11 protein-coding genes and 2 tRNA genes are annotated in these 11804 nt (G+C 48.5%); 5 read left to right on the top strand and 8 right to left on the bottom strand.

Annotated elements, in window-relative coordinates:
- Window positions 1-15 precede the first annotated feature (15 nt).
- A complete protein-coding gene (locus tag AXX12_RS11315; RefSeq protein WP_066242423.1) occupies window positions 16-657 on the top strand; it encodes a lactate utilization protein in 642 nt (213 codons plus the stop codon).
- 416 nt (window positions 658-1073) lie between these two features.
- Here AXX12_RS11315 and AXX12_RS11310 read toward each other — a convergent pair.
- The 3 genes from AXX12_RS11310 to speE all read right to left on the bottom strand — a co-directional run bounded on the left by AXX12_RS11310 (window position 1074) and on the right by speE (window position 2303).
- Window positions 1074-1148, bottom strand: a tRNA-Glu gene (locus AXX12_RS11310).
- A gap of 4 nt (window positions 1149-1152) precedes the next feature.
- Window positions 1153-1227: transfer RNA gene (locus tag AXX12_RS11305), tRNA-Asn, on the bottom strand.
- Window positions 1228-1466: 239 nt separating this feature from the next.
- On the bottom strand, window positions 1467-2303 hold the full coding sequence (gene speE, locus AXX12_RS11300) for a polyamine aminopropyltransferase (protein ID WP_066242420.1): 837 nt from the start codon (window positions 2301-2303) through the stop codon (window positions 1467-1469).
- 214 nt (window positions 2304-2517) lie between these two features.
- Between speE and AXX12_RS11295 the strand changes: the two genes are divergently transcribed.
- From AXX12_RS11295 to uvsE, 4 genes are all read left to right on the top strand, one after another.
- Window positions 2518-3360, top strand: coding sequence for a transporter substrate-binding domain-containing protein (locus AXX12_RS11295; RefSeq protein ID WP_066242417.1), 843 nt, complete (start codon window positions 2518-2520; stop codon window positions 3358-3360).
- 163 nt (window positions 3361-3523) lie between these two features.
- On the top strand, window positions 3524-4180 hold the full coding sequence (locus AXX12_RS11290; protein WP_066242414.1) for an amino acid ABC transporter permease: 657 nt from the start codon (window positions 3524-3526) through the stop codon (window positions 4178-4180).
- Window positions 4173-4898 carry an amino acid ABC transporter ATP-binding protein gene (locus AXX12_RS11285; RefSeq protein ID WP_066242411.1) on the top strand — a complete coding sequence of 242 codons (726 nt, stop codon included), beginning with the start codon at window positions 4173-4175 and terminating at the stop codon, window positions 4896-4898. The genes AXX12_RS11290 and AXX12_RS11285 overlap by 8 nt, the downstream gene beginning before the upstream one ends.
- A 314-nt stretch (window positions 4899-5212) precedes the next feature.
- A complete protein-coding gene (gene uvsE, locus AXX12_RS11280) occupies window positions 5213-6166 on the top strand; it encodes a UV DNA damage repair endonuclease UvsE (RefSeq protein ID WP_066242408.1) in 954 nt (317 codons plus the stop codon).
- Between the two features lie 184 nt (window positions 6167-6350).
- On the opposite strand, the gene AXX12_RS11275 is transcribed toward uvsE, so the two are convergent.
- The 5 genes from AXX12_RS11275 to AXX12_RS11255 form a co-directional block, all read right to left on the bottom strand.
- Window positions 6351-6821, bottom strand: coding sequence for a NanQ anomerase/TabA/YiaL family protein (locus AXX12_RS11275; protein WP_066242407.1), 471 nt, complete (start codon window positions 6819-6821; stop codon window positions 6351-6353).
- 298 nt (window positions 6822-7119) lie between these two features.
- The gene (locus AXX12_RS11270; RefSeq protein ID WP_066242404.1) at window positions 7120-7683 is read right to left on the bottom strand and encodes a DJ-1/PfpI family protein; all 564 of its coding nucleotides are present in this window, start codon (window positions 7681-7683) and stop codon (window positions 7120-7122) included.
- 37 nt (window positions 7684-7720) lie between these two features.
- Entirely contained in the window at window positions 7721-9043 is a 1323-nt protein-coding gene (locus AXX12_RS11265) for a hemolysin family protein (protein WP_231881870.1), read from the bottom strand.
- A 34-nt stretch (window positions 9044-9077) separates the two neighbouring features.
- Window positions 9078-10253 (bottom strand): M20 metallopeptidase family protein, encoded by a 1176-nt coding sequence (locus tag AXX12_RS11260; RefSeq protein ID WP_066242401.1) that lies wholly within the window; start codon window positions 10251-10253, stop codon window positions 9078-9080.
- A gap of 270 nt (window positions 10254-10523) precedes the next feature.
- On the bottom strand, window positions 10524-11702 hold the full coding sequence (locus AXX12_RS11255; protein WP_066242398.1) for a metallophosphoesterase: 1179 nt from the start codon (window positions 11700-11702) through the stop codon (window positions 10524-10526).
- Between the last annotated feature and the right edge of the window lie 102 nt (window positions 11703-11804).

The following is an 11804-nucleotide window of genomic DNA, read 5'->3' as shown; positions in this document are numbered from 1 at the left end:
AGGAGGTCTATCCGAATGAACGAATTCAAGTCATGGTCAAATGATGCACTAGGTGCAAGAGCTACCGAGGCTCTAACAAAGAACAATTTTAGTTCGTCCTATGTAAAAACCAAACAAGAAGCAGCTGAGAAAGTCCTCTCCCTAATCCCAGCGGGGGCGACCATCGGTGTAGGTGGTTCGTGGACCATTACGGAGCTTGGCATATTAGAGGAACTGGCTAAACGCGGCCATACAATCTACAATCACAATATACCCGGATTGCCGGCCGACGAAGTGATGTTATGTCGTCGCGCCGAGCTGACCTGCGATGTTTTTCTCTGTAGTGCCAACGCACTCACTCTTGACGGCAAATTAGTCAATGTCGATGGAGTGGGCAACCGAGTGGCTGCCATGATGTTCGGACCAAAACAGGTCATTGTCGTGGCAGGAGTCAATAAAATCGTCCGTAACGTCGATGAGGCAGAACGACGGATCGAAATGCTAGCAGCGCCGATTAATAATAAACGACTAAACCGCCCTAATCCCTGTACCGTAGCCGGCATGTGCGTGGACTGCCAAGGACCTACCCGGATTTGCAACATTACCACTATCATCCGTAAACGTCCGCCAGCGACTCCGATGGAGATCATTGTGGTCGGCGAAGAACTCGGATTTTAGTCAGACCTTTGATAAACGCCCATCTGCGTTGCACCCGTAAAGGGTATGCCGCCAACTCCATTGAACAGGACGTTCAGGTGCCGCGAAGGTCATGGACGACCGAGAGCGGCGAAGGCGCTAAAGCGCCAAGAGTTGCGCAATCAGGCCCGCCGCCCCATTGCTAGCGTACCCGTATTGTACGCGTACCGGCACTAGCCAGCTTGCCTTCTGCATATGTGGTATTACGTCTCGTAGGTAACGCGCTACTGGGTCGGCGGGCCTGCCTAGTGATGCTATCAAACCCAGCACTTCATTTTAGCAACCTGTCTCATAGGCAACAACATCTGGGCATTTCTAAACGGTCTGGGAACGAGTTTTTCTCTAATCACCAATAACAAAGAACCTCTGAAGCAATTGCTTCAGAGGTTCTTTGTTATTGGTGACCCGTGGGGGATTCGAACCCCCGTAATCGCCGTGAAAGGGCGGTGTCTTAACCGCTTGACCAACGGGCCGTATTGGCTCCTCGAGTAGGACTCGAACCTACAACCCCGCGGTTAACAGCCGCGTGCTCTACCATTGAGCTATCGAGGAATGGCAAAAATTATTATACGATATTGTTCTACATAATGCAAGTGAATTTTTTCTTCCCTGAAATAGTTTTTAGGGCGTTCAGAAGGGTTCATATGCTAGGCGACCTCGGAAAACCAACAGCGACGCGTACTGGGATGTACGCTAGCAATGGGTTGGCGGGGACATTGCGCAACTCTTGCGCTTTGCGCCTTAGAGTTGGCGGCATACCCCTTGCGGGTGCCAACGCAGATGGGCCCTTATCAACGCCCGGACAGCAGTTCTCGCACCATATTTGGCAACACAAACGCGCTTTTTTGGATATTCTCGTTGTAGTAGCGGGTGTCAAACAATGGCTTGCGGCTAGGCGCAGTCATCGGATCATACTGTTTCGAGCCAATTGTAAACGAGTGAGTTCCACCTGGATACAGAGGAATTTGCGCCAGATACAGCCGGGTGATTGGGAAGATACCGCTAATGTCATGGTGCAATTTACGGATAAGAGACTGATGATAAAACGGCGATTCAGTCTGTTGGACAAATAGCCCATCCGCTTTTAGCGCCTTATGAACATCCTGAAAAAATCCGCGCGTAAACAATCCTTCACCTGGTCCAATTGGATCAGAGCAGTCAACAATAATCACATCATAGCGGTTTTCAGCGTCGCGCATATGAGCGATGCCATCGCCAATCTTCAACGTCAGCTTGGGATGATTCTGAATAAGGGCTGCACTGATTTCTGGTAAATACTGTTTGCAAACATCTACAACCATGCCATCAATTTCAACCATCTCGACAGATTCGACTGAATCATGACGCACGGCTTCCCGCACCGATCCGCCATCACCACCGCCGATCACCAATACTCGTTTGGGATTGGGGTGAGTGTAAAGCGGCACATGGGCAATCATCTCATGATAAATATACTCGTCAAAGACTGATGTCTGAAATACACCATCAAGGGTCAGCATACGGCCGAATTGTTCAGAGTCAACAACTGAAACCTTTTGAAAATCCGACTGACCGGCAAACAGTGTCTTTTTAACACGTGTTTTCAAACCTAAATCAGGCGTTTGCCATTCTGTTAACCACAGGTCCATGATGATCCCTCCTAAAGCCACTGGAAGCAAATTGCATCAAGTCTGCTTAAAGTATAGATTTTTCTGTTGCGAATGTCAAGATTAGCCAGTTGACGTGCTTTCTATAGGGACGAGGGTAAACAAGTCATTGAGTTTTTATTCAACATCTGTATAATATAAGAGTAAAGAATTATAGTTTCTACAATTCTAATTAACTACATAGGAGGAAATCACAATGATTAGTTACACCAAAAAGGCAATTGTCCTTTGCATGATTATGCTATTTGCAGTGGTAGCTCTTGCCGGATGCGGTTCCAGCACGCCAACGCAAAAAAAGGAAGAAAACAATGCTGTCGCTGAACTGAAGAAAAAGGGTAAAATCGTAGTCGGCACAGCTAGCGGTTATTTTCCGTTCGAAATGGCTGACAAAAAGGGAGAGCTCGTAGGCTTTGATGTCGATGTAGCGAAAGCCATCGCCAAAGAACTTGGCGTCCAAGTTGAATTTCAAAATTATGCCTTCTCAGGACTAATTCCGGCACTGCAAGCGAAAAAGGTAGATATCGTCATCGCCGGTATGACGATTAGCGACAAACGCAAAGAGGTAGTCGATTTCAGCGATACCTACTTTAAGTCTGGTCAAGCGCTTCTCGTTAACAAGCAGTTCCCTAACATCAAAACCTGGGAAGATCTTGATAAGCCTGGCAATGTCATTGCCGTCTCCATGGGCACAACTGCCGACCAAACTGCTAGCAAGATGTTCAAGAACGCGACGGTTAAGAAGTTTGAAGGCTCTGCCTATGCCGGCCTTGAACTCATCAATGGCAAAGCCGCCGCAGTTGTTCACGAGACCCCTTGGGTCGCCATTTACCACCGTCAACATCCCGATAATACCTACCCGATCCTTGAGCCGTTCACCACTGAAAACCTTGGCATCGCCGTTCCCAAAGGCAACCAAGAACTGGTCACTTGGCTAAATACCTTCCTAAAGAAATACAACGGCAGCGAAGAATATAAAAAATCCTATGCCTACTGGTTTGTTGACATGCCATGGTGGGATTCGGTTCCCCCTAAAAAGTAACTATCTCTATTAGCGTAATATAATCTAGGGCGTTCAGAAGGGTCCAGATGCTAGGCGCGCCCACGATCTCCGCCGCGCCGCGTACATACAAGGTACGCAAGCAAGGGGATCGTGGGAGCAACAACGCAGATGGGCCCTTATCAACGCCCGACAAGGAGGAAATATGTACGAATTGGACTTTTCAGTCCTCACCGAATACCTGCCAGCCATACTTTCCGGCATCGTTACTACCATCAAAATTTCTATCTTATCGATTATTTTTGGCACGTTGGTAGGCATACTCGGCGCATTGGCTAAGATTTCTGACCGGTTCCTTGTACGAGCCGCCGCCAATGTCTATGTTGAGTGGATACGCAATACCCCCCTATTGATTCAAATTTCCTTTATCTATTTCGGCCTTGGTGTATTCTTCAACCTTTCAGCTGTTGTTGCTTCAGTCGCTGCGCTGTCGCTGTTTTCCGGTGCCTATATCGCCGAAATCATCCGAGCTGGCATTCAGTCTATTCATAAAGGCCAACGCGAAGCGGCATTATCAGTGGGTATGACTGAGACACAAACTATGTTTCTCGTCATCCTGCCACAGGCAATTCGCCGCATCCTGCCGCCGTTAGCCGGCCAGTTTATCAGTCTGATTAAGGATTCTTCACTGGTCTCAGTCATCGCCGTAACCGATATGACATACGCCGCGAAGAACATTGTTACCATCACCTTCCGCGCTTTTGAAGTTTGGTTGGCTATCGCTGTGTTTTACTTCCTGCTTTCCTTTCTGCTATCACAGGCTGTTCGGCGCCTAGAAATGAGGTTGGCGAAAAGTGATTGAAATCCAAAATATCGACAAATACTTTGGGGCGCTGCACGTCCTAAAGAATATTTCTTTAACAGTACCACGGGGTCAACGCCTGGTCATCCTCGGCCCCAGCGGTTCAGGTAAAAGCACATTGTTACGGACAATCAACGGCCTGGAAACAATTCAGTCCGGCTCGGTAACTGTCGATGGCATCAATGTCCATGAGCATAAAAGCAATCTATATAAGGTCCGCCAGCTAACCGGTATGGTGTTTCAGCAATTCAACCTCTTTAACCACAAGTCAGTCATTGACAATATTACCATGGCGCCAATTCATGTTCAAAAACGCAATCGCAAGGAAGCCGAGGCCGAGGCCATAGTGTTGCTTGAGCGAGTCGGTTTGCCGGAGAAAGCTCATGCGTATCCTTCTCAACTATCCGGTGGTCAGCAGCAGCGTGTCGCCATCGCCCGGGCTCTGGCACTCAGACCGAAAGTCATGCTATTTGACGAACCCACATCAGCTCTCGATCCCGAAATGATTCAAGAAGTGCTTGATGTCATGAAAGATATTGCGCACGAAGCGATGACCATGTTGGTTGTCACTCATGAAATCGGCTTCGCCAAAGAGGCAGCAGACCGCGTAATCTTTATGGATAACGGCCTGATTATCGAGGATGCAGCAACGTCGGAATTTTTCAGTAATCCGAAGAGTGAGCGAACCCGACAATTCTTAAGCAAAATTCTACCTTAAATAGGGTACGTTATGGGACCAACATTCCACAGAGGGCACAGAGTAGTAAGTAGGACACAGAGGACTAAAGTCTAAAGGTTGGGACCAGCCCCGAGCTGGCAAATAGATACAACTCCTCTGTGACCTCTGTGTAGCCTCCTTTCCTCTGTGGAAACGTACCTCGTCAGCTTTGCGGCCTTATAATTGCTATGCTTTCTCAAGAAAAAGCTCCTTCCGGAATCCGGAGGAGTTTTTTTTGACATTTTTCTTTGATTTAACATATACTAGTAATTATCCGTCAAAAACCAAATGAAGATATGAGGTGCAACTGCAGCATGTTGATCCGCTTTGGCTATGTGGCTATCGCCTTCGGCATAAAAGAAGGATCGCCAAATAAGACAGTAACGGTAAAAAAGCTAAGTAAACTAGAGAACGCTGAAGTAAAACTCGATCTACTGCGAAAAATCTTGAGACAGAATCTAGAGACCACGCGCCGCATCCTCTTATATAACCAAGCACACAATATCCATCTCTACCGCTTGACCTCCAAGCTTGTGCCACTAGCTACCCATCCTGAGGCTGAGGGATGGGATTATTGCTCTGAATTCAAAGAAGAATTTGCAGATCTGGGCAGGCTTGCACGCGAAAGCCACTGCCGTCTGAGTGCCCACCCTGATCACTTTACGCTGCTAAACAGTCCCAAGTCAGACGTGTTGGCAGCTTCATTGCGCGAGCTTAAATACCATGACTCGATATTTCGCGCTCTCGGTTATCCGCCTAGCCCACAGCTAGTCCTGCACGCAGGCGGAATGTATAAAAATAAAAAGCAGTCGTTAGACCGCTTCTGCCGGGAATTCGCTGCTCTGCCTGATACGATCAGGCAACGAATCATAATTGAAAATGATGACAAAGTATACACAGCAGCTGATATACTTTCTCTGTGCAAAAAGCTTGGCGCACCACTAGTACTTGACGTCCATCACCACAACTGTCTAAATAACGGCGAAGAGCTAAGTGAACTCTGGTCAGAAATCGTCAGTACCTGGGGTGATGTTCGACCGAAGATTCACATCTCTAGTCCGAAAAGCGAAAAAGACCGCCGCAGCCACGCCGAATTAATCAATGTTAAGAGCCTGCTTCCCTTTCTGTCAGCCGCCAGCAAGCTAGACCGCGATTTTGACGTAATGATCGAAGCCAAAGGTAAAGACCGCGCGCTGTTCACATTGCTGGATGAACTGGAGCGCACTCCCGGGATAAAACGGGTTGAAGAAGCCGCGATCATAATATAAAAAACCGTCGTTACATATGAGACATAACAGCAGAAATAGAGCTAAGACTCTTTAGCATCGCCGACGCGGTCTTTGGGTAAAACGGAGAGCACTTAGCGCAATGTGCGCAAAGAACGCTAGCGGCGCAAAGATGTTTTTTATTCCGCTTTGCGGCGCTTGCGGCCTTCGCGGGCTTCGCGCTATCTTATCCCAGTGCGCTGACCTTGATTTTCAGAACAACTTTCCGCACTTGTCCAGGCTGTTTGCTTTCACAGCAGGGGCGATGAACGTCAGCCGGGAAGAAGATGGCATACGTTCCTGCCGGCATCACCAAAGCAACCTCATCTTTAACCGTCTTATAGAAAATAGCATCCTTTTCCGCCAATTTATCTTCGGAAACTTCGTTTTCCGGTGAATGTAGCGCAAAACCGATGCATTCTTCACCCTGATCGACATATTGAATATCAATATACTTGTCATGGCGCTCTGCTTTGCGATCAGCCTTAGGCTGAGTGACATATTCTTGCACTAGAGCATACATATTTTCATCTATTTCATAACGTCCGACTGCCATCGGCTTGAAATCTGTTTTCGCCAGATACTCCAACCCCTGTTGCAGCACGCCGCCGATCGCGGCTTTTTCTTTTGCCAAATTTGATAATTGTCCAAAAATCATGTTAATCCACACTCCTTTTATGATTCGCTGTTTTCACTTTCTCGTATATGTTCTTCTATATCTTTCACAATATTCCCTGCAGGGCGTTCAGAAGGTCCAGAGGCTAGGCACGACGAGCACGAGACTGGCCGCGTACTGGAAGTACGCAGAAGGAGCGCGCACAGGAGTAAGTGCGCAACTCTTGGCGCTTTAGCGCCTTTCATCGCTCTCGGCCGTCCATGGCCTTCGCGGTACCTGGACGTCCTGTCCAATGGAGTTGGCGGCCTGCCCTTTACGGGTGCGACGCATATGAGCCTTATCAACGCCCTGCAGAGTAATCCATTTGTCTTCTGATCGTCTCCCGAGCATCCGGCCCCGCCAGCAATTCGCACAAATATAAGCCCAGATCGATAGCTGAGGTAACACCACGAGCGGTAATAACATCTCCTTCATCGACCACCCGGGCATCAGTAACAACTTCGCAATAAGGGCGCAAAAGGTCATAAGCGGTTGGATGGGTAGTCGCTTTGCGGCCTTGCAACAAACCGGCTGCGCCCCAGATCAGAGAGCCTGTGCAAACCGAGACCTTTAGAGGGCAATGAGCCGCTGTGCGAATCCAGTCAAGAAACGTCTTATCTTGTGCTAGCCTTCGCGAACCGAAGCCGCCAGGAATGACAACCATATCATAGCCTTCCAGAGAAACGCCGACCTTATCCGGCGTGAAAGCCAGACCGGCAAAATCAATTACCGCAGGCGTGAAGGCTACGATATCCCACCTAAGCGCCGACTTTACTCCCATCGTCTTTAATCGGGTAACGGGGTCAAATATGCCGATAAAATCAAGAGCAGTCATACCATTGTAAATAACAAAAGCAATCTTCACGCTAAAATCCCCTTCGAAATACGGTTAAACAGAGTGTCTAATCAAGGACTTCTCCCCAAACCTCAGGTTCGGGAATTCGGGAAACCAGGATTTTATCGACTCGAGAGCGGTCCATATCAAGCACTTCGAAACGCCAACCATCCCAAATAAAAGACTCTGACACCGCAGGAATCCGCTCCAAGTATGAGGTGATAAATCCACCAGCTGTCTGGTAATATTCTCTATCTTCTTCAGGCAGTTCTTCCACAGCCAACAACTCTTTCAGTTCCTCGGTTGGCAACATGCCATCAATCAACCAAGAGCCATCTTCACGTTGTACAATCATGGCTTCATCTGGTTCGTCAGCCAATGGCAGATCACCAACAATATGTTCTAAAATATCATTAATTGTGATTAAGCCAAGAACTCCGCCATATTCATCAATGACTAACGCAATATGCGTTCCCGCCTTTTTGAATAGCTCGAGAATCCGCAGTCCGCTCATGCTTTTTGGTACAAATATCGGATTGCGAATATGTGGTTCGAGCGAAAGCTCTTGTCCGCAAAACGTCAGACTGAGGAGGTCTTTAGCGAAGACGACGCCAGCCACATCATCCAAACTACCACGAGCCACCGGGAAGCGTGAATGTCCACTTTGCCGAACAATTTCGTAATGTCTTTCCGGTGTTTCCTCTAAATCCAGCCACATAATCTGAGTACGTGGAGTCATTAGCGCACTAGCCCGCACGTCATCAAGGGTGAAAATGCGCTCTACCATATCTTGTTCAGCCTTCTCAAATATGCCATCCTGCGCACCCTGCTCCAACAGCAAGCAGACCTCTTCCTCAATTTCATCCGCTGCCTCTGTCCTACTAGGCGCCACCCAGCGGAATACCGCATCAGCCGCAGCAGTAGACAAACGGGTTAACGGCGAGAATAGAAAAGAGACTAACCGAGCTAGCCATGCAAAGCGCATTAGTACCAGTTCAGAACTGCCGATAGTTAGACGACTCGCCGCAAAGGCAAATGCGAGAGCAAAACCGCATAGCGCGGTTGCTACTAAGGCAAACGATTGCCAAACAACTTCTCTTTCGTGCGATGGTAAAAGATCGGTTTGGGAAAACGCCAACCCGCCTGCTGTCAGACAGACAACAGCTAACCCTACTCTCACAGCAAGTAGAACAATGTCTTGATTTTCAATTACGCTAAGTGCTGACAGCGCTCGCTTATCGCCTTCTTCAGCGAATTTCTCTAATCTGGTTTTTCGGGCGGACAATATCGTCTGCTCGATGACCGACAACAAACCACCAATAATAATAAGAATAATTAACAACGTCCAGTAAAGACTGTACGCGTCTGGCTGGGTCTCTACAGCTATCACTCCCCTCAGGCAAACCGATGATTCGGACTGCCAACTACGACTTCGCCAACAAGCGCAACGTCGCTTTCGCCATAATCTCCACTCCAAACACCAGAGCAGTTTCATCGATATCAAACTTAGGATGATGTTGCGGATAGACTACACCGTTCTCCACGTTTCCGATGCCGAGGAAAAAGAACGCGCCTGGCGTGTCCTGCAAATAATAGGAGAAATCCTCTCCTCCCATGACAGGCTGGAAGTCCTTAACGCCGGAATCGCCCAAAACCTCGGCCCCCACATCGGCAAGCAACGTCGAGACTTCCGGGTTATTGACAAGAGCCGGATAGCCAAACACCGGTTCCAGCGTGTAAGTAGCACCAGAAGCAGAACAAATGCCTGTACAAATCTCATCAATCCGCTTAAATACTTTTCCTCTAACTGTTTCGGCAAACGTACGCACTGTTCCCAGCAGGGTGGCCTTGTCTGGAATCACATTGTATACCTCACCGGCTTTAAACATACCAAATGACAGTACTACTGGCTCGAGCGGATCCATATTGCAGCCAATCACTGATTTTAGCGCGACGACAATTTGCGAGCCCACGAAAATCGGATCAACCGTCTGATGCGGCATCGAACCGTGTCCACCCTTGCCCTGAATAGTTATCGTAAAAGCATCCGGCTCAGCCATCAGGCGGCCATGAGTAATCCCGATCTGACCAGCCGGAACATCTTGCCAAACATGTGTCCCAATGATGCTCGCGACTCCCTTGAGAGCGCCGTCAGCAATCATGGCTTGTGCACCGCCGGGGAACTTTTCTTCACTGGGTTGGAATATAAATCGAACTGTCCCAGCCAGTTCCTGCTGTAGTTGGGACAAAACTTTTGCTGTGCCCAAAAGCATAGCAGCATGAGCATCATGACCGCAAGCATGACAACGCCCCGGGTGTTGTGAACGATATGGCTGATCAATTTCATCCTGAATCGGCAGAGCATCGATATCAGCCCGTAATGCCACTAGCTTGCCGGGGAGTGCCCCCTTGAGGTCAGCAATAACCCCAGTTCCCGCCGCTTTACGGGGTTCAAGACCAAGTGAACGCAATTCTTCGATAATCTTGCGTTGTGTTTCAAACTCCTCGCCACCGAGTTCTGGCCACATATGAAAGTGTCGACGCAACGAAATTACCCAATCCTGGCCTGCTTTTGCAAGCTGACTAATTTTATCGCTCATACACCCTCCCAGTTACAGAAAACATTTCCATACTATCCATAATACTTATATTTTGCCCTAAAACAAGCAAAAAGGCAATGGCTTCCTATTAAGAAACCACTGGTCGCGTTCTAGGGGAGAAAAAACGTTTAGCGCAAAGATCGCAAATAATCGAAGATCGCAAAGGAGTTTTATATAGTAAATACCCGCTTTGCGGCGCTTGCGCGCTTCGCGGGCTTAGCGCTAACGCATCTCTACGTCTGTTATGCCGCTTGTGTTAAAGTCCTTGGTTCATTCAACAGTTGTTCGCATTAAAGTAAATGAAACAATTTCCGGTGGACAATTCAGCCGAAACGGCAGCCAATGACCTACGCCGCTACTGACAAAGCCATACGAGGACCCCTGCTGATATAATCCACGCGTGTACGAAAAAGCGCCCTCAAACAGCGAGCGTTCTCCCCAACCGAATTGCGCACCATGGGTATGACCTGCCACCGTCAACGGAATGTTGCGGCGAAAGCCTTCATTGATAAAGTCTGGATGATGCGCCATGAAAATCGCAAAATCCTGTTTCGGCACGCCTGACGCCGCCAGTTTAGCATACTCTTGGCATAGAGCTTCACGCTCGCCGGGGTTGCGAGTCAAGGGATAGTCTGCCGCCAATAAATAGAATTCCCCATTCCCCTTAACCAGACGACGGTTCTCATTGGAAAGCAACGGAACGCCGGCGCTGGCGAAGGCGCGGCGAACAATAGACACGTTACGGAAATATTCGTGATTGCCTAAACAAGCAAAAATCCCACATGGTATGGAAGGCCGCATCACAGCCAATTTATCCAATGCAGGCGTTAAAAGTTCCAGATCGTCAACAATATCGCCAGTTAGCAACAGCAGATCAGGCTGTTCGTTTTGAGCCAGCTGTAGAATCTCCTCCCATCGATTAAGGCCAAAAAACAAGCCAAGATGCGAGTCTGAAATCTGCACAACCCGCAAACCGGAAAGTGATGGCGGTAAATTGGTAAAACTCAGCGTTCTTCGCCGTACAACTACGCTCGACTCGGCGGCAATTACGCCGCCGATCGCACCGGAAAGCGAAACCGCCGCTCCCAACCCTAAAGCTTGTCCGATAAAAGCGCGGCGGCCAGGGTCCTGTTCTTCCCGCCGCACGAACCGCGACGCAATCCAACATAACGGCCACGAGAATAGAAGACCTGCGATGGCAATATCCCAAATGACCATTCCATACATAAAATATTTGAGAATCGATCCTGCTCCAACCTCGCGAAAGACAGCCGTCCGCGCTAATGCGTAAACCAGAACCGACAGAAGTGCCAGAAGCCAAAAAAGTATCCGGGGTTTCCCAGTATAACGAGAGTATAGACGACGCAGCAGACGGTCTGCAAGATAATTGATTGAAAGCAGAAAAACGACAGTTGCCACTTGAAAAAGATACCACCCTTGAGTCCTCATGTACCATCCTCCCAACGCCCTTATAATACTCATTTGTCTATTTTAACATTATTCGCCAAGAACACTTTTTCCCTGCAGGAATACAGTTCACACATACAGAAA

Origin of the sequence: Anaerosporomusa subterranea (genome assembly GCF_001611555.1) — a bacterium.
Lineage (GTDB): Bacteria > Bacillota > Negativicutes > Sporomusales > Acetonemataceae > Anaerosporomusa > Anaerosporomusa subterranea.
This window is presented reverse-complemented; position numbering and strand designations above follow the sequence as displayed.

Excerpts from the sequence above, each read along its gene's own strand:
- AXX12_RS11290 (WP_066242414.1), top strand. The coding sequence starts at position 3,524 with ATGTACGAATTGGACTTTTCAGTCCTCACCGAATACCTGCCAGCCATA.
- AXX12_RS11275 (WP_066242407.1), bottom strand. The coding sequence starts at position 6,821 with ATGATTTTTGGACAATTATCAAATTTGGCAAAAGAAAAAGCCGCGATC.
- AXX12_RS11260 (WP_066242401.1), bottom strand. The coding sequence starts at position 10,253 with ATGAGCGATAAAATTAGTCAGCTTGCAAAAGCAGGCCAGGATTGGGTA.
- AXX12_RS11255 (WP_066242398.1), bottom strand. The coding sequence starts at position 11,702 with ATGAGGACTCAAGGGTGGTATCTTTTTCAAGTGGCAACTGTCGTTTTT.
- speE (WP_066242420.1), bottom strand. The coding sequence starts at position 2,303 with ATGGACCTGTGGTTAACAGAATGGCAAACGCCTGATTTAGGTTTGAAA.
- uvsE (WP_066242408.1), top strand. The coding sequence starts at position 5,213 with ATGTTGATCCGCTTTGGCTATGTGGCTATCGCCTTCGGCATAAAAGAA.
- AXX12_RS11295 (WP_066242417.1), top strand. The coding sequence starts at position 2,518 with ATGATTAGTTACACCAAAAAGGCAATTGTCCTTTGCATGATTATGCTA.
- AXX12_RS11315 (WP_066242423.1), top strand. The coding sequence starts at position 16 with ATGAACGAATTCAAGTCATGGTCAAATGATGCACTAGGTGCAAGAGCT.